The sequence below is a fragment of the Nitrospirota bacterium genome, assembly GCA_040754395.1.
In the GTDB taxonomy this organism is placed as follows: Bacteria; Nitrospirota; Thermodesulfovibrionia; order Thermodesulfovibrionales; family SM23-35; genus JBFMCL01.
This window is the reverse complement of record JBFMCL010000010.1, coordinates 1-17,454: the sequence shown is the minus strand read 5'-3', so window position 1 is coordinate 17,454 and position 17,454 is coordinate 1. Positions and strand designations below refer to the sequence as shown.

The following is a 17,454-nucleotide window of genomic DNA, read 5'->3' as shown; positions in this document are numbered from 1 at the left end:
ACTATAAAGCCAGACTGTACGCAGCCATAAGCCTGAGGTCATCTTCATGACTTCTCCCCTGGGTGGTCAGGTAATTGCCGCTGATCATGCCGTCAGCCCCTGCAGCAAACACAAGGGAATTGAATTCACCGAGAATCTGTATCCTGCCTCCGCATATCCTGATCTCTTTCCGGGGCAGGATGAAACGGTAAAGGCTTATGATCTTCAGCGCTTCAAAGGGATGCAGCCGCGCTCTCTGCGCCAGTGCTGTCCCCTGAATCGGGATAAGAAAATTTATCGGGACAGCATCAGCATCAAGCGCTCTCAGTGCAAAGGCCATCTCGATTCTGTCCTGCCATGTTTCGCCCATGCCGAATATTCCGCCGGAGCAGACAGAGAGGCCTGCGGCAGCAGCTGCCCTGACAGTCCTGATTTTGTCTTCATAGGTGTGAGAGGTGCATATTTCGGGGAAAAATCTTTCGGAGGTTTCGAGGTTATGATGGTAGCGGTCGAGCCCTGCCGACTTCAGTGCGGAGAGCTCATCCGCGTTCAGGAGACCGAGGCTTGCGCAGGGCAGGAGACCGGTGTTCCTGATCTCTGAAAGCAGGTCAGCGATGCGCAGCAAATTTTTTTCCGAGACCTTTCTCCCGCTCGTCACTATCGAAAATCTCGTGATCCCGGATTTTTTCGCTTCGACTGCCTTCTGCATGATCGCTTTTTTGCTGCGCAGCGGATAGACCTCTATCTCCGCCCTGCTTCGGGAAGACTGGGCGCAGAACGCGCAGTCTTCAGGGCATGCGCCGGATTTTGCGTTCACAATCGCACAGAGACCGATAACGTTTTTTCTGAAATGCTGCCTCAGCGCATTTGCTGAGGCGAAGAGAAAGAAGAGATCGCTTCCTGAAATCTCGGTGAGGGAAAAGGCTTCCTGCCGGGAGAGCACTCCTCCCTTTGCGGTCTTTTTTTCGAGATGCCTAATCTGTTCCCGGATGCTCACTCTCACCTCCGAAGGGCGTTCGCCTTTCGACTGCAGGAACCAGACTGACAATCACTTTCACCCTCCCCCCTTCCTTAACCCAGTAGGAAATATCCATGACGTCGTGTGTGCCATATGCAGAAATCATGTAGAGGGGACGGAGTTCGTACCCGATGACGGAACCTTCCCTGTCAAGAATCCTGCTCATTTGCATGCGCCAGAAGGCGCGGTGGAAACTGACGAATTTTTCGGCAAGTGCTCTTGCTTCCTCGGGTCCAAGACCTTTTCTGACGCGATAGTCATACTCAGGCGCATACGGCGCAAAATGATACGAGTCCCCTTCAGGGTCAAGTATGGCGAACGTTTCCAGATCATCTGAAAATCTGCTTCCGTAAAGTATCACGGAGAAAGATCCGTTCAGTGCGGGAGCGTCTGCTTTTTCCGTCCTCAACGGGGTTTCAAATGCATATGCCTTTGATGTCAGCGCAATAACCCCGATCATGCAGCAGAGGACAACCGTCACAGTCAGCCATGGCTGCACATACTTCATATACACGCACACCTCCTCCTTTTTCTCTCTTTTTAACCATAGCATCTGCCTCAGCCGTTTGTAAATCGGGAATGCGCAGGCAGATGAACCGGGTCATGGTCGGGAATGAACGCTGTGATATAATTGCATATGCCGGTGAAACTTCTCATGTTCGACCTTGACGGAACCCTCGTCGATACACGCAGGGATATTACCAATGCGCTGAATTACGCCCTGCAGTCCTACCGCAGGAAACAGTTTACCGTCGAAGACACAACGGCAATGATCGGAGAAGGCATTACACGGCTGATAGAAAAGGTCCTCGGAGAGGATCAGCGCGCTTCAAGGGATGCGGTGATCGGGAATTTCCTGGGATATTACGCAGGGCACCTCACGGATTATTCCGCCGTCTACCCTTCTGTCAGGGAAACGCTGGAAGCGCTGGGTGGATATAAAAAGGCTGTGATATCCAATAAAAGGGAAGGCCTCTCGACCCGGCTTTTGGAAGCACTGGATCTCGCGAAATATTTTGCCCTGGTGGTCGGCAGCGACACCACCCCGCACAGGAAACCTTCTCCGGTGCCGGTCATCTATGCACTCGAAAAAATGGGGGTACCGCCCCATGAAGCCGCGATGGTCGGAGACAGCAATTTTGACATAGAAGCAGGAAAGGACGCAGGCGTCACCACTATTGCGGTTACCTACGGATACAGGGGGAAGGAATATCTTACCGGGGCGGATTGCCTCATCGAGCGCTTCAGCGACCTGCCCGGTATTCTTGACAGAATCTCTTCTGAACTCATATAATTTTAATTCGAACTGTTCATGCTGTATTATCGGTCAATAATATTATGCTGCGCCTGTAGCTCAGTCGGATAGAGCAACTGCCTTCTAAGCAGTGGGTCAGGGGTTCGAATCCCTTCAGGCGCGCCAGTTTGAATTTTGCGGGGCAAAAAACTGGCAGTGAAGAGAGATCAGTGAAGAGGAAGATTTGATTTCACAGATATTTTTCTGATTTACTAATAACTGAATACTGTTCACTGTGAACTGTCATTAGATGGTGAGTGTAGCTCAAAGGTCAGAGCACTGGACTGTGGCTCCAGGTGTTGGGGGTTCGAGTCCCCTCACTCACCCCAAAAGTAAGGCACAGAGGAGTGAAAAGTTGCAGGGGATGAATTATTAAATTTTTCCGGACAAAAACTTTTCACTTTTCGCTTGTAACTTTTGCATGCTGTTGAGTGCGCCTGTAGCTCAGTGGATCAGAGCATCGGCCTCCGGAGCCGAGGGTCGGAGGTTCGAATCCTCTCAGGCGCGCCACTGTAATTTTTGTAAAACAAAATTTGCGGTGAATAGCAACAAAAGAATAGTTAGTGAGCAGTAAAAAGTGACGAAGGGTTTCACTGGTTCATTTTAAGACTATTTACTATCCACTTGTCACTGTTCACTGTTTGCTGGTTTCTCCGTGGGCCGTTAGCTCAGCTGGTAGAGCAGCTGACTCTTAATCAGCGGGTCGCAGGTTCGAATCCTGCACGGCTCACCATAAAAATCAAGGGGTTAGGAGATTTCTCCTGCCCTTTTTTTGTCTCTGAAACGCTCAACGTGATAAAATCGTGAAAGTTTTGCACGAGATCATGCCTTTCCCGCCATTTTCTTATCGAGTGTCTTCACAACATTGTGCATGCTTTCGGTATTGTGCTTGGCATATCTTTTGGCTGTGGAAAGCTGGCTATGCCCCAGCAGGCAAGCGATAGCATAAATGTCATGCCCTGCCTGTGCCAGTCTCGTTCCAGTAGTGTGCCTCAGATCGTGGAATCTAAAGGCTTCAATTCCTGCCCGCTTACATGCCTTCTGAAACTCGCGGTAAACGTTTCGCGCAATAAACGGAGTATCATTTGCAGTAGTGAAAACATAACCAGAAATCGACCGGACTCTGGATTTTTCTTTCAGAAGACTAAAAGCGGTGTCGTTCATAGGAACTATCTTTTCCCTTCCGCCTTTTTGAATTACGGAAATCGTTCTCTCCCTGAACTCGATCTTCTCCCAGCGCATATTGAGTATTTCGGCTTCTCTCAATCCGGTGTGGATCGCTATCTTGACCATTTCCAGAAGTTGCCCATTGCAACGGCGCTCACAGGCGTTAAATAGCATATCTTCCCTGTCAACAGGCAGACATTTGCCGATATTTTCATTGTCTTCCTTTTCTCTTTTGACAAGTGCACAGGGGTTTTCTTTCGTCCACTTCCAGAGCCTTGCAAGATTGAAAGCCTTTGAAAGCATGGCAAGCTCCCTGTTCCTGGTTGCCGGTCTGCATTTTCTTTTCTCCCGTAATAATTGACAAGGTTCGGTTCCGGGAGTGCACTTGCATTTGTCACACCTTTGTGTCCCAGGCACGCAAGTTTGCTCCCGGCGGTGAGCAACATACTGCATCACGGAATCAGTATCGATCTTATCAAGTGTCTGCCCGGAGAAAAACTCGCTGAGATGTGCAAGGGAATTCCGGTAGCTTTTCAGCATTTTCCCAGACACCGTAGGCGCATGATCTTTAATAAGCCTGTCCATCATTTCATCAAAAGTATGTTGCTTTGCCTCATCGATCTCAAACCATCTGCCTTCCTGAACCTGGGTCTTTACCTTGCCAAGGATCGCTTCTGCCAGTTTTTTGTTGTCTGTGCCTGTGCTGCGTCTGTAAGGCCTTCCACTGACTGAAAAACTCATCCACCATATCGGTGAATCACGTCTCTTGTATAGTCCCATTAATCTATCCTCCTCTCCTGTCTCCTAGGAGACATGGGGACCAACAAGGCTTGAAAATACCGGTTGATTATACCATGCACAACTATGATTGAGCAGCGGTCGTTCTTTATCGTCTTCCCCGAGTTATATATCAAGGGACAACCCGTCGCGTATCTCGAAAGGCGTCACTATGTCTGCATAGTCTTTACGTGTCACCCTTGTTCTTGTGAAGGGAAATCCGGGGACTTTTACAAAACACTCGAACTTTGGAAGGTGCATAATTTCCGAGGGCAATATAAGCCACTCTTCCTTCTTCCTCTGAGAGATGTTCAAACGGCCGTCCTTCATTGAAGGCCCCATATGCTGGGAATCGTCGGCCTCAAAAAATGTCGTCTTCCCCAGTCTCTTGCTGAAGTATTCCGCCGTGTCGGGATCTGCAAGGTACCCGATGATATTGCTCCCGCAGGAATTCAGTATCGACTGCCTGAGTTCCCGCGTGTAGATTTTGTCCACCTGTCCGATGTCCTGAATGCCTATCCAGACAGAGCCGCCTTTATTAATACCAATACCGCTACTGCAGTTGCTGCGATATCCTGGATGTTTATCGAATGGATGCATACAAGAAAGCCTACGATCTTAGGTCTTGCTTCAGGTGCAATAGCGGGCCTTGTTGTTATAACCCCTGCAGCAGGTTTTGTGAATATCAAAGGTGCAATTATTATGGGGGTCTTGGGCGGGATCATCCCTTACTTTTCTGTTGCAGCCATCAAGCCGAAGCTCGGTTATGATGATTCACTCGATGCCTTTGGTATTCATGGAGTAGCAGGGACCTTGGGCGCTATTCTCACCGGCATTTTTGCTGATCCGGCAATAAATGAAGCTGGCAGAGGCCTCTTATACGGAAATCCAGGCCAGCTTATGACCCAGCTCATAGCTGTCGGAGTCACAATGCTGTACGTTGCTGTTGTGACCTTTATCATCTTTATGCTTATATAAGGTATTTGTTGGCATAAGGGTCGAGGACGAACACGAAATTACTGGACTTGACGAAAGCCAGCATGGAGAGAAGGCATACAACCTATAAAAAATAATGAGAAAATGGAGGGAATATGAAAAAAATAGAGGCAATAATAAAACCCTTTAAACTTGATGAAGTAAAAGACGCTCTCAATTCAATCGGGATTCACGGTATGACTATTACCGAGGTGAAAGGATTCGGGAGGCAAAAAGGACATGTAGAAATATACAGGGGTGCAGAATATGAGGTGAACTTCATACCCAAGATAAAGATAGAGGTGGTTATCCCTGATTCAATAATAGATAAAGTTGTTTCTACGATTATTGAGAAGGCAAAAACAGGAAACATAGGAGAGGAAAGATATTCCTTTATTCCCTTGAGGATGTCATAAGAATCAGGACCGGCGATAAAGGAGAGGCAGCAATATAAGGTATTACAGCAGCATCAAAGAGGGGAGAGAATTTCATCTCTCCTCTCTTTTTTTTATTCATTCATTTTAACCACCGACTGCATTAACCCAAAAAATGCATTTGACCGAAAATTAAGGAAGGCACATGTACATAAAAACCTCTCCAATGCAGAATCTGCGTATTTATTGTTATCGATACAGGCGACATGAAAACTTGCAGGATTTCAGGGTTGTGGTACCGCCTACAAAGCTGCTGCCGGAGAGCTTTTTCTGCACACATGCCTCCCTGAAAATATAATAGAACGCATTTTTCAGGTTAAACTTTATCTGTATTTTTCCATTTTTCAAACATTTTGCAACAATAATGTTCTATAAACAACAATATTGTTCTGGCAAAAACATTGAAACCTGTGTAAACGCCCGTCTTTCTTAGTTTTCTAAACTGGCACGTTGATTGCGTATGTAATAATAAATCAGAAAGGAGGGTCGACATGGTGACCAGAAAAATCGCAATTTACGGAAAGGGTGGCATTGGAAAGTCAACAACCACACAAAATACAGTAGCCGGGCTTGCAGAGATGGGTAGAAAGGTCATGGTGGTCGGCTGTGATCCAAAGGCAGATTCAACAAGACTCCTTCTTGGCGGACTGAACCAGAGCACAGTTTTAGACACCCTGCGGGAAGAAGGGCAAGAAGTGAAACTTGAAGATGTTCGCATTGAAGGCTTTGGCAAAACACTCTGCACCGAATCAGGCGGGCCTGAACCCGGGGTTGGGTGTGCAGGCAGGGGTATTATTACAGCTATTAATCTATTAGAACAGCTTGGCGCTTATGCGGAAGATGAGAATATCGATTATGCCTTTTACGACGTGCTTGGCGACGTCGTCTGCGGTGGATTTGCCATGCCTATGCGCGAGGGTAAGGCCAATGAGATTTATATAGTTGTCTCCGGTGAAATGATGGCCATGTACGCAGCAAACAACATATGCAAAGGGATACTGAAATTTGCAGAAGCTGGCGGCATTCGTTTGGCAGGGCTCATATGCAACAGCCGCCAGGTGGATAATGAGAGGGAAATGATAGAGGCTTTTGCAGAAAAGCTTGGATCGCATATGATACATTTCATTCCCAGAGACAATATGGTTCAAAGGGCTGAAATAAACAGAAAAACCGTGATAGAGTTTGATCCCAAGCACCCCCAGGCAGATGAATACAGAACCCTTGCAAAAAAAATGGAAGAAAACAGGAAGTTCGTTATACCAGATCCGCTTGCGATAGACGAGCTTGAAAAGCTTCTCATAAATTACGGTATAGCGGCATAAGTGTCCGTGTATAAAGTCAGGTTTTTTGTCATTCCTGCGGAGGCAGGAATCCAGAACCTTTTAAAAATACTTGTTTCCGGCCAAAGGACTGCCGGAATGACGGTGAACAAACGTAGTTTGTACACAGACTCTAATTAAAAATAAAAATCTATAGAAAGGAAAATTAAGATGATAATGATCAGAGCAATTGTAAGGCCTGAAAAATCGGACAATGTGCTTGCAGCGCTTATGGATGCAGGATTTCCTGCGGTAACCAAGATGTCTGTTGTGGGCAGGGGCAAGCAGCGGGGAATAAAAATCGGCGAGATAACCTATGACGAAATCCCAAAGGAGTTACTCCTAACAGTCGTAAATGATGGTGATAAGGATTTTGTTGTTAAAACGATTATGCAAGCGGCAAGAACAGGCGATAAAGGAGCGTTTGGAGATGGGAAAATTTTCATAACCACTGTGGAAGAGTCTTACACGATAAGTTCCGGGATCAGGGAAACATCCTCAGGGGAGACAGAAAAGGTGAAGATATGAAGGAGGTTATGGCAGTTATTCGCATGAATATGATCAATAAAACGAAAAAAGCTCTTGCTGAAGCCGGTATATCATCAATCACCGCAAGAGACGCTTTGGGAAGGGGAAAGGGTCTGGTCGACTTAAAGCTGCTTAAAGGAGCAGAACAGGGCTATGAAGAGGCAATCTCGCAATTAGGCCAGAGCCAGCGTTTAATCCCTAAAAGAATATTGTTTATTGTAGTCCCTGACAAATTAGTTAAGAAGACAGTTGATGCAATAATCAGGTTAAATCAGACAGGCAAATCCGGAGACGGAAAAATATTTGTAATGCCGATCGCCGATTCCATCAGGGTAAGAACCGGGGAAAGCGGCAATTCAACACTTGATGATTAAACAGGAGATAAAGCATGGAACCTATACGTAAAGAAACAACAGATGTAGAAGTAACACCGGACAACTGGAAAGCGATAGACCCGCATAAGGTCAAGAATGAAATTATATTGAAATATCCTCCGAAGGTAGCGAGGAAAAGATCAGAGCATATTGTTATAAACAAAAAAGTTGACGATGAAAACTACGCTGAAATACAGGCCAATGCCAGGACCGTTCCCGGCATTATATCACAGAGAGGCTGCTGCTATGCAGGATGTAAAGGGGTTGTAATGGGGCCTACTCGGGATATCATAAACCTTACCCACGGCCCGATCGGTTGCGGTTTTTACAGCTGGCTAACAAGGCGGAACCAGACCGATCCCTCAACCTCGCCTGACGGGCATAATTTTATGACCTACTGTTTTTCAACAGACATGGAAGATAAAGAGATCATTTTTGGTGGAGAAAAAAAGCTGAAAGCCGCTATCCAGGAAGCGTATGACATCTTTAAGCCGAAAATGATTGCCATATTCTCTACATGTCCTGTCGGTTTGATAGGGGACGATGTTCATTCAGTGGCCAGGGAGATGAAAGAAAAGCTTGGGATAAATATCTTCGGATTCAGTTGTGAAGGATACAAAGGGGTCAGCCAGTCTGCAGGGCACCATGTAGCCAACAACGGGTTATTGATTCACGTGATCGGACAGGATAATACGGTAAGAGAAGGAGATTACAAGGTCAACCTTCTTGGTGAATACAATATCGGAGGAGATGCCTTCCTTTTAGAAAAATTATTTGAGAAATGCGGAATTACGTTGATTTCCACCTTCAGCGGCAACGCGAGCGTGAACCGTTTCGCAAACGCCCATACTGCCGACCTGAACCTGATTATGTGCCATCGTTCCATCAATTATGTGGCTGACATGATGGAGAAAAAATACGGGATACCCTGGATCAAGGTCAATTTCCTGGGCGCTCAGGCAACCTCAACCTCACTCAGAAAAATTGCCCAATATTATGGTGACAAGAAACTTATTGACAGGGCTGAGGAAGTGATTGCCGAGGAGATGCCTGCAGTGGAAAAAGCACAGGCAGAAATCAGACCGCGTCTCGAAGGAAAGCTTGCCATGATGTTTGTGGGAGGGTCTCGCGCTCATCATTACCAGGAACTGTTTAACGAAATAGGGATGATAACGATAGCTGCTGGATATGAGTTCGCCCACAGGGACGATTATGAGGGAAGAGACGTGTTGCCGAAAATTAAAGTCGATGCTGACAGCAGAAACATAGAAGAGCTCGATGTTCAAAAGGACCCTGAAAAATACAAGCCAAGGATCAATGAAAAAGAACTTGAAGCACGGGAAAGACACGGTGTCATGTTAAAGCACTATGAAGGGATGATGCCCGATATGGAAGAAGGCGCGTATGTTATTGATGACATCAGCCAGCATGAAACTGAAATGCTTATTGAAATCTATAAGCCGGCTATCTTTTGCGCAGGGATCAAGGAAAAGTATATGGTGCAGAAACACGGGATACCTCTGAAACAGCTTCACAACTATGATTCCGGCGGCCCATATACCGTTTACCAGGGGGCAATTAACTTTTATTATGAAATAGACCGGATGGTAAACAGCAAGGTATGGGAGCATATCAAGTCACCGTGGGAAAAGAGTCCTGAACTGGCCGCCATGTATGCATATGAATAAAGGAAAAAATTATTAACAGTCTCAAAATAGAGCATACACACTGCCTTTCTTTATTCGTCATGCCCGAGGTTATTAGTCGGGCATCCAGGGCTTTAAAACGTGGATTCCCGCCTGAGGACTGCGGGAATGACGGCCCCAAGAATGTCCTTACTATTTTGAGATCCTTATTAAAATTGATATTAACCAAGGTCGGAGGGAATTTAATATGTTATTACGACATACGCCAAAAGAGATCACAGAACGTCAGGCTTTGACCGTCAACCCGGCGAAAACCTGCCAGCCCATTGGCGCCCTGTATGCGTCCCTGGGAATTCACGGCTGCCTTCCACACAGCCATGGCTCACAGGGATGTTATGCATATCACCGGAGCACCCTGACCAGACACTACAGGGAGCCTGTAATGGCCGCCACCAGCTCATTTACGGAAGGTGCCTCTGTTTTCGGAGGCCAGGCAAATCTGCTGCAGGCGCTAAACAATATTTTTACTATTTACGAGCCGGATGTCGTAGCTGTTCATACCACCTGTTTATCCGAAACTATAGGGGACGATATTCCACAGATATTTGCAAAAGCTGAGGCCGACGGTAAAATTCCCAAAGGGAAATATGTATTACATGCAAATACCCCAAGTTATGTGGGAACCCATGTCACGGGTTTTGCCAACATGACAAAGGCTATGGTCGATTATTTTGCAATACCGAACGCACATAAAGAAAACCGTATTAATATCATTCCCGGATGGGTGGAACCTTCGGATATGAAGGAAATTAAGAGGATAGCAGGCAAACTGGGAGTCAGGATTATAATGTTCCCGGACACTGAAAATGTGCTTAACGGGCCCCAGACCGGCAAATTTACAATGTATCCGAAAGGCGGAGTTACCATAGATGAGCTAAAGAAGACTGGAAGCAGCCGGGGCACAATTGGGCTGGGCCGTTTGGCGTCTGGACCCGCTGCTCTGGCCCTTGACACAAAATGCAAGGTGCCATGTGAAATACTCGATCTGCCCATAGGGATTAAGGCGACCGACAGGTTTATCGATGCCTTAAGAAAGATGGCCGGGGTAAACGTTCCCGACTCTATAAACATCGAAAGAGGACAGCTTTTAGACATAATCACAGATATGCAGGCCTATTTTTATCACAAGAAAGTCGGCCTGGTGGGAGACCCTGATCAGCTCGAGGCCCTTACGGAATTTCTGGTATCTATTGATATGCTGCCAATACATATTGTTACCGGTACAAAGGACAGCAATTTTACAAAGAGGATTGAGAGCTTAACACAGGACCTGCCGTGTAAGGTAAACGTTAAAAGCGGCGGCGACATGATGCTGTTCCATCAATGGGTAAAAAATGATACTGTGGATCTTCTCATCGGAAACACTTATGTGAAGTACATCTCAAGAGATGAAGATATTCCGTTTATCCGGTTCGGTTTCCCGATTTTAGACAGAATCGGCCACAGTTATTTTCCAACAGTCGGGTACAAAGGTGGAATGCGTCTTTTAGTAAAGATACTCGATGCGCTTATGGACCGTCAGGACAGGGATTCCTCTGAAATAGAGTTTGAACTGGTAATGTAATTTTAAACGTTGCATAAAATGGAGGGCAGATGTGCTGAAAAACCCCTGCAAATCGACAGGATTTGATTATGATACACGTGACCGCACTTTTAACTTTTTGTGCCTTTTGGCAAAGAGCTGGCAGGCTACGCATAAGGGCTGTAAGGTGTCGATGGCAGGGCTTTTTCAGCACATCTGCCCTCCAAAACAAGAAAATGTTTTGAAAGTGGTGGATGATTTTAAGGAGGGAAAATGGCGACAATTGCAATATTAAAAGAAAGGGAAAAGCAGATATATCACAAAGGCGAACAGGCCTTTGATATGACATGCGAAAAAAAGAGCCTTGCCGGTTCCGTCAGCCAAAGGGCCTGCGTTTTTTGCGGCTCGCGTGTGGTGCTGTATCCTATCGCCGATGCCTTACACCTGATCCACGGCCCTATCGGGTGCGCATCCTACACCTGGGACATAAGAGGAGCGCTTTCATCAGGCCCACAGCTCCACCGGATGAGTTTTTCCACAGATCTTAAGGAAAAAGATATCATCTTCGGCGGAGAGAAAAAATTGTACGGATCCCTTGTCAGGCTTATTGATAAATATAGTCCCAATGCGGCGTTTGTTTACGCGACCTGCATTGTGGGATTAATAGGCGATGATGTGGATTCAGTATGCAAACGCGTGTCTGACGAGAAAGGGATTCCTGTATTGCCGGTTCATTCGGAAGGGTTCAAGGGAACAAAAAAAGATGGGTACAAAGCTGCATGCGAAGCCATGGCGGAAATTGTCGGGACAGGATCTACTGAAGGAATCAGCCCTTTGAGCATCAATATCATAGGGGAATTTAATATCGCCGGTGAAGCATGGACCATTCAAGATTACTACGAGAGGATGGGGCTTGAGGTGGTGTCTGTTTTTACGGGAGACGGCAGAGTCGAACGGATCAAACGTTCACATGGAGCTTCGCTCAATGTGGTTCAGTGTTCCGGGTCGATGACATATCTGGCTGAGATCATGAATAAAAGATACGGCATTCCTTATATTAGGGTATCCTACTTCGGAATCGAAGACATGTCGAAAGCCCTTTATGATGTGGCCGAACATTTCGAAGATCATCCCTCGATAATGGAAAAAGCACAAAATATTGTGCGAGAAGAAATAGAAAACATACAACCGGAATTAAAACGCTATAAAAAAGCGCTTTCCGGCAAGAAGGCCGCCGTATATGTAGGAGGGGCGTTTAAAGTCTTTTCCATGATTAAGGCATTAAGGTCTGTTGGGATGGACGTTGTGCTGGCCGGTTCTCAAACAGGAAACAGGGACGATTATAAACTATTAAGAGAAATGTGCGATGACGGTACGGTGATTGTAGATGATGCCAATCCTTTGGAGCTTTCCAAATACTGCATTGAAAAAGGGGCCGATCTTTTTATCGGCGGCGTCAAGGAAAGACCGATAGCATACAAACTCGGGATTGGTTTCTGCGACCACAACCATGAAAGAAAACTCTCTCTTGCAGGCTACAGCGGCATGCTGAATTTTGCAAGAGAGGTCTATTCTTCGGTCAAAAGTCCGGTATGGAAATTTGCGCCGGGGAAAAAGTTTTCCTGATTTGGAGAAATTAAAATGAAGGCTTTAGAAAATGTTGAATACAAGGCAACAAGTAACGCTTGCAAACTTTGCAGCCCGTTGGGTGCGTCCCTGGTTTTCAGAGGCATAGAAAAATCCGTGCCGCTTCTTCACGGCTCCCAGGGTTGTTCCACATATATCAGAAGATACCTGATCAGCCATTTTAATGAACCGGTTGATATAGCATCTTCAAATTTCACGGAAGAGACCGCTGTTTTTGGTGGAAGCGCCAATTTAATACTCGCGGTTCAAAACATAATAAAGCAGTACGACCCAAAGTTTATAGGGGTTGCGACCACTTGTCTCAGTGAAACCATTGGCGATGATGTTCCCATGATTTTAAGCGATTACCATAAGAAAAATTCCGGGACAAAGTCTCCATTAATCGTTTCGGTTTCAACCCCAAGTTATTCCGGGACACACATAGATGGCTTTCACGGCGCTGTAAAGGCAGCGGTCAATTCTATATCAGCAAAAGAAGACCTGGAGGCGAAACATATCAATCTTTTTCCGGGCATGTTATCCCCTGCGGATTACAGACACATAAAAGAGATATTTAAGGATTTTGGAGCAGATCATGTAATGCTGCCCGATTATTCTCAAACTCTTGACGGGCCTCTATGGTCTGAATACCAAAAGATCCCCGAAGGAGGAACAAGTATAAAACAGATTATTTCAATGGGTAGCGCCGTTGCAAGCATAGAGTTTGGCAGGATTCTCGCCGAAGATGAAAGCGCCGGGAAATTGCTGCAAAACAGATTTAAGGTTCCCTGTCACAGCCTGGGACTTCCCATCGGAGTTAATGAAACGGATGTTTTTTTTGACGCGATTTCGAAGATAACCGGGAAACCCGTGCCGGAAAAATATATCGGGGAGAGAGGCAGGCTCATAGACTCCTATGTGGACGGGCATAAATATGTTTTTGAGGCGCGCGCCGTCGTTTACGGCGAGGAGGACCTGGTTGTAGGTCTTGCTTCTTTTTTATCGGAAATAGGCGTCATCCCGGTTCTTTGCGCTACGGGAGGGAAGAGCGGACATTTAAAGAATAAACTTTGTCAGGTTGTCGAAGATTTTGAATCCAGGGGAATAGTGACACTTGAAGGTGTTGATTTTGTCGATATAGGAGATGCCGCTAAAAAATTGTCCCCGGATTTTTTAATCGGCAACAGCAAGGGGTACAAGACGGCTCGTGAGCTTAACAGGCCTCTGATTAGAGTCGGATTCCCGATACATGACCGGATGGGAGGCGCAAGAATTCTCCATATCGGGTACAAAGGCGCACAACAGCTGTTTGATACGATTTCAAACACCATCATAGCTTCCCGGCAGGATGCGTCGCCTGTCGGGTATACATATATGTGAAATATATCAGGAGAAAGAAAATGGATTTATCTAACCATCCATGTTTTAACGCCGAAATGCGGAGCAGATACGGAAGAGTGCATCTTCCCATTGCCCCCAGATGTAACATCCAGTGCAAATATTGCGACCGCAAATACGACTGTGTAAACGAAAGCAGACCCGGCGTCACCAGCGCGGTCCTTACACCGAAACAGGCCATGACATACCTGGATTTTGTTTTTGAGAATGTCAAAAACATATCGGTAGTCGGTATTGCAGGTCCGGGCGACCCGTTTGCCAATCCAAAAGAGACCATGGAGACTCTTCGCCTTGTACGGGAAAAGTATCCGGAAATAATACTTTGTGTGGCAACAAACGGCTTGAACGCAGGACATTATATAGATGAACTGGCCAAGATTAATGTCAGCCATGTAACCATAACCCTTAATGCAATAGACCCTGAGATCGGAGCAGAAATATATTCGTTCATCCGATATGGGAAAAGGGTTTTGAACCCAAAGGCCGGTGTAAAAATTCTCCTTGAAAAGCAGCTCGAAGCGATAGCTATGCTAAAAGAAAGAGGGATTACAACCAAAGTGAATACCATCATAATACCCGGGATAAATGAGGACCATATTGAAGCAGTTGCGGAAAAAATGTCTGAACTCAAAGTGGACATTTTAAACTGCGTCCCATTTTATCCGGCCAAAGGTTCGGCTTTTGGGAACCTGAAAGAGCCTTCCGGAGAACTGATAAGTAATATCAGGAAGAAAGCTTCTCAATATATTCCACAGATGTATCATTGTGGAAGATGCAGGGCGGATGCGGTTGGTATATTAGGTGAAGAAAACAATAATGAGATAATCGAGAAGCTTAAAGAATGTTCCAGGCTTCCGGAAATTTGTGATAAAAAACGTCCTCATGTTGCTGTTGCCAGTCTCGAAGGCACCCTCGTCAATCAAAAACTGGGAAAAGCAAAAGAACTTTTGATTTACGGGAAAAAAGACGGGAAAATCAACTTTATTGAGTCCAGAGAAACCCCTGAACCGGGCGGAGGACTGAAACGCTGGGAGGAACTCGCTGAATTAATCAGTGATTGCCGGGCGCTCCTTGTCAGCGGGATCGGAGATAACCCCAGGCAGGTGCTCTCCGGAAAAGGGATCGATATCCTGGAACTGGACGGGTTGATTGAAGATGCGCTGGAGGCGGTCTTCGAAGGTCACAGCATGAATTATTTGATAAGAAGAGATATAGAGGCGTGTAATCGTCCATGCGCAAGCACCGGCATGGGGTGTATGTAAAATAACTGTATAAAATAGGAGTATTGTAAATGGGAAAACCAAAACATCATATTTTTGTCTGTTCAAGTTTCAGAGCATCCGGTGAGATAAAGGGGATGTGCAATAAAAAAAAGGCAACGGAGTTATTGCCGTATATAGAAAACGAAATACTCGACAGAGGAATGGATGCACTGCTTACCGGTACAGGCTGTATGAAGCAGTGCGATAACGGGCCGATGATGGTAATCTATCCGGAAAACTTCTGGTATGGAAATATTGAAAGCGAAGACGCCATTGATGAGATATTGGATGCCCTTGAAGATGGCGGAGCTGCTGAAGCATATTTATTGAGCTGATAGCTGTAAAATAATGACTTTTTCTCCCGTTGTTATAAGAGAGGCCGGAACTTGCGACATACAACAAATGGCCGGTTTGCTCGAAGAATTGTTTTCCATAGAAGAGGATTTCGCATTTAGCGGGACAATCCAGCAAAACGGGCTTGCCATGATGCTGAGCGACCGGAAAAATCGTTGCATCATGGTTGCCGCTATGGGCGGGCAAGTCATAGGCATGTGCAGCGCTCAGCTGCTTGTTTCAACTGCGGAAGGGGGAATAGCTGCCTTAATTGAAGATATGGTTGTGGCCGGACCATATCGAGGACAGGGCATAGGCAAAAAACTGTTGCTGTCGATCGAGAAGTGGGCGGATAGAAAAGGCGCAAAAAGGTTGCAGCTTCTCGCTGACAGGAATAATTTGCATGCGCTCGACTTTTATAAAAAACAAAAGTGGACGACAACTAAACTAATTTGTCTGCGTAAAATGCAGGAAAGGAGTTGAAAATGGCAGTTTCAAGAATTGCCGTGGTCTCAACAGACGGAAAGACCGTTAATGAGCACTTCGGCAGGGCTGAAAGATTTTTAATATATGACGTTGACAACAAATTAACATTTGTTGAAGAACGTGTGACCGAAAGATATTCCGTTGACGATCCGAAGCACGATTTTGATCCGGACAAATTTAGTAACATGGCAAATCTTTTAAAAGACTGTTCCAAAATCTATATAACAAAGATCGGTGATGTTCCTGAAGCGGAATTAAGAAAACTCGGGATAGAACCTGTTATTTATCAAGGCCCGATAGTCAATATCAGATAAAACTAAAAAATTGGACCCCTGTCCTGATTAAATGAGAAGGTTAAAAATGATGTTAAGTATACTTATTTTCAGCGTGATCGTTTCCTTTATATCATTTTTGATATCAATGAGTGTCCCTGCTGGGAATTTTCATCACCTGTAATTTCCTTGCGAATAAATCGTTCCTATTTCACCACGCCGCAGGCTACGCGGGCGCCACCGCCGCCAAGCGGTGCGGGCGTGTCGGAATAATTATCGCCTCCGGAATGGATCATAAGGGACCGCCCTTTGATGTCCGCTACTTTCAGCCGTGGGGCAAGTACAGGAAGGGTTGCTTTCCCGTCAGCGTCGACATACAAAGCAGGAAGGTCCCCAAGATGGCCTTTGCCATAAGGACCTTCGTGCTTGCCCGTAGAAAAGGGGTCGTAATGTCCGCCGGCAGCAAGCGCAGGAACTGCCATGGCATGGGAGCAGTCCGGTTTCTCGTGTACATGGAATCCGTGCAGCCCTGGTGCCAGTTCGCTTAACTGGAGCGTCAGTATAAGCCCATACCTGCTATCGGATGCCGTGATCGAGCCAATCTCTTTCCCGACACCCTGCTCATTCACCAACTGGATCTTGACGACCACATCTTCGGCAAAGACAACCGCCGCAAGAAATAGAACAAATAGCATAACAAGCATAATTTTCCACATAGGGTTCTCCTCCTCTTTAATGTTTTGTGACTTATATGATAACAGTATAGCCAAGGTATTAATGACTTGCAAATACGCGTTAAAAGCAGATACAACCGCTTGGGGGTGAGTTAAAGACGTCTGGTTTGTATTCGATCCAGCAGGAGTACAATCAAAAAGTGTGTAAATAGATGAGTAGGCGGTGTATCCTTTTAAGGTTGAACTGGAATCAACAAAAGAAAGGAGACACCACCATGAGAAAGGGTATCACCGGGGCAGTACAGCCGTC

The 17,454-nt window shown here is 46.0% G+C and carries 18 protein-coding genes, 4 tRNA genes and 1 pseudogene; 18 read left to right on the top strand and 5 right to left on the bottom strand.

The genetic code is table 11. The features are described 5' to 3' along the window. Position 1: 1 nt before the first annotated feature. Positions 2–976 (bottom strand): biotin synthase BioB, encoded by a 975-nt coding sequence (bioB, locus tag AB1552_06700; GenBank protein ID MEW6053461.1) that lies wholly within the window; start codon positions 974–976, stop codon positions 2–4. Next, a complete protein-coding gene (locus tag AB1552_06695) occupies positions 954–1,505 on the bottom strand; it encodes a hypothetical protein (GenBank protein MEW6053460.1) in 552 nt (183 codons plus the stop codon). The genes bioB and AB1552_06695 overlap by 23 nt, the downstream gene beginning before the upstream one ends. Before the next feature lie 129 nt (positions 1,506–1,634). On the opposite strand from AB1552_06695, the gene AB1552_06690 reads away from it, so the two are divergent. From AB1552_06690 to AB1552_06670, 5 genes are all read left to right on the top strand, one after another. Then, positions 1,635–2,291, top strand: a complete 657-nt coding sequence (locus tag AB1552_06690; protein ID MEW6053459.1) for an HAD-IA family hydrolase — start codon at positions 1,635–1,637, stop codon at positions 2,289–2,291. 49 nt (positions 2,292–2,340) lie between these two features. Then, a tRNA-Arg gene (locus AB1552_06685) sits at positions 2,341–2,417 on the top strand. Between the two features lie 127 nt (positions 2,418–2,544). After that, positions 2,545–2,620 (top strand) — tRNA-His (locus AB1552_06680). A gap of 104 nt (positions 2,621–2,724) precedes the next feature. Further along, positions 2,725–2,801 (top strand) — tRNA-Arg (locus AB1552_06675). Between the two features lie 147 nt (positions 2,802–2,948). Further along, positions 2,949–3,024 (top strand) — tRNA-Lys (locus AB1552_06670). 89 nt (positions 3,025–3,113) lie between these two features. Here the strand turns inward: AB1552_06670 and AB1552_06665 are convergent. Next, complete coding sequence (locus tag AB1552_06665; protein MEW6053458.1) at positions 3,114–4,238, bottom strand: site-specific integrase; 1,125 nt, start codon at positions 4,236–4,238, stop codon at positions 3,114–3,116. Positions 4,239–4,361: 123 nt separating this feature from the next. Beyond that, positions 4,362–4,835, bottom strand: coding sequence for a type IV secretion system DNA-binding domain-containing protein (locus tag AB1552_06660; protein ID MEW6053457.1), 474 nt, complete (start codon positions 4,833–4,835; stop codon positions 4,362–4,364). On the opposite strand from AB1552_06660, the gene AB1552_06655 reads away from it, so the two are divergent. From AB1552_06655 to AB1552_06595, 13 genes and pseudogenes are all read left to right on the top strand, one after another. After that, positions 4,815–5,213 carry a hypothetical protein gene (locus AB1552_06655; protein ID MEW6053456.1) on the top strand — a complete coding sequence of 133 codons (399 nt, stop codon included), beginning with the start codon at positions 4,815–4,817 and terminating at the stop codon, positions 5,211–5,213. The genes AB1552_06660 and AB1552_06655 overlap by 21 nt on opposite strands. A 113-nt stretch (positions 5,214–5,326) precedes the next feature. Beyond that, positions 5,327–5,664, top strand: a pseudogene (locus AB1552_06650) (P-II family nitrogen regulator). Positions 5,665–6,138: 474 nt separating this feature from the next. Further along, positions 6,139–6,966, top strand: coding sequence for a nitrogenase iron protein (gene nifH / locus AB1552_06645; protein ID MEW6053455.1), 828 nt, complete (start codon positions 6,139–6,141; stop codon positions 6,964–6,966). A 168-nt stretch (positions 6,967–7,134) separates the two neighbouring features. Beyond that, entirely contained in the window at positions 7,135–7,491 is a 357-nt protein-coding gene (locus tag AB1552_06640; GenBank protein ID MEW6053454.1) for a P-II family nitrogen regulator, read from the top strand. Beyond that, positions 7,488–7,865 (top strand): P-II family nitrogen regulator, encoded by a 378-nt coding sequence (locus tag AB1552_06635; protein ID MEW6053453.1) that lies wholly within the window; start codon positions 7,488–7,490, stop codon positions 7,863–7,865. Before AB1552_06640 ends, AB1552_06635 begins: the two co-directional genes overlap by 4 nt. Positions 7,866–7,879: 14 nt before the next feature. Further along, a complete protein-coding gene (locus AB1552_06630) occupies positions 7,880–9,553 on the top strand; it encodes a nitrogenase component I subunit alpha (GenBank protein MEW6053452.1) in 1,674 nt (557 codons plus the stop codon). A 205-nt stretch (positions 9,554–9,758) separates the two neighbouring features. After that, on the top strand, positions 9,759–11,135 hold the full coding sequence (locus AB1552_06625; GenBank protein MEW6053451.1) for a nitrogenase component 1: 1,377 nt from the start codon (positions 9,759–9,761) through the stop codon (positions 11,133–11,135). Positions 11,136–11,366: 231 nt separating this feature from the next. After that, positions 11,367–12,719 carry a nitrogenase iron-molybdenum cofactor biosynthesis protein NifE gene (gene nifE / locus AB1552_06620; protein ID MEW6053450.1) on the top strand — a complete coding sequence of 451 codons (1,353 nt, stop codon included), beginning with the start codon at positions 11,367–11,369 and terminating at the stop codon, positions 12,717–12,719. Positions 12,720–12,734: 15 nt separating this feature from the next. Beyond that, complete coding sequence (locus tag AB1552_06615; protein MEW6053449.1) at positions 12,735–14,099, top strand: nitrogenase component 1; 1,365 nt, start codon at positions 12,735–12,737, stop codon at positions 14,097–14,099. 20 nt (positions 14,100–14,119) lie between these two features. Continuing rightward, a complete protein-coding gene (locus AB1552_06610; protein ID MEW6053448.1) occupies positions 14,120–15,379 on the top strand; it encodes a radical SAM protein in 1,260 nt (419 codons plus the stop codon). Between the two features lie 29 nt (positions 15,380–15,408). Further along, on the top strand, positions 15,409–15,714 hold the full coding sequence (locus AB1552_06605) for a (2Fe-2S) ferredoxin domain-containing protein (GenBank protein ID MEW6053447.1): 306 nt from the start codon (positions 15,409–15,411) through the stop codon (positions 15,712–15,714). 67 nt (positions 15,715–15,781) lie between these two features. Then, positions 15,782–16,195 (top strand): GNAT family N-acetyltransferase, encoded by a 414-nt coding sequence (locus AB1552_06600; GenBank protein ID MEW6053446.1) that lies wholly within the window; start codon positions 15,782–15,784, stop codon positions 16,193–16,195. A 2-nt stretch (positions 16,196–16,197) separates the two neighbouring features. Continuing rightward, entirely contained in the window at positions 16,198–16,512 is a 315-nt protein-coding gene (locus AB1552_06595) for a NifB/NifX family molybdenum-iron cluster-binding protein (protein ID MEW6053445.1), read from the top strand. Between the two features lie 164 nt (positions 16,513–16,676). Here the strand turns inward: AB1552_06595 and sodC are convergent, their stop codons facing one another. Continuing rightward, positions 16,677–17,186, bottom strand: a complete 510-nt coding sequence (gene sodC, locus AB1552_06590; GenBank protein ID MEW6053444.1) for a superoxide dismutase [Cu-Zn] SodC — start codon at positions 17,184–17,186, stop codon at positions 16,677–16,679. Positions 17,187–17,454 lie beyond the last annotated feature (268 nt).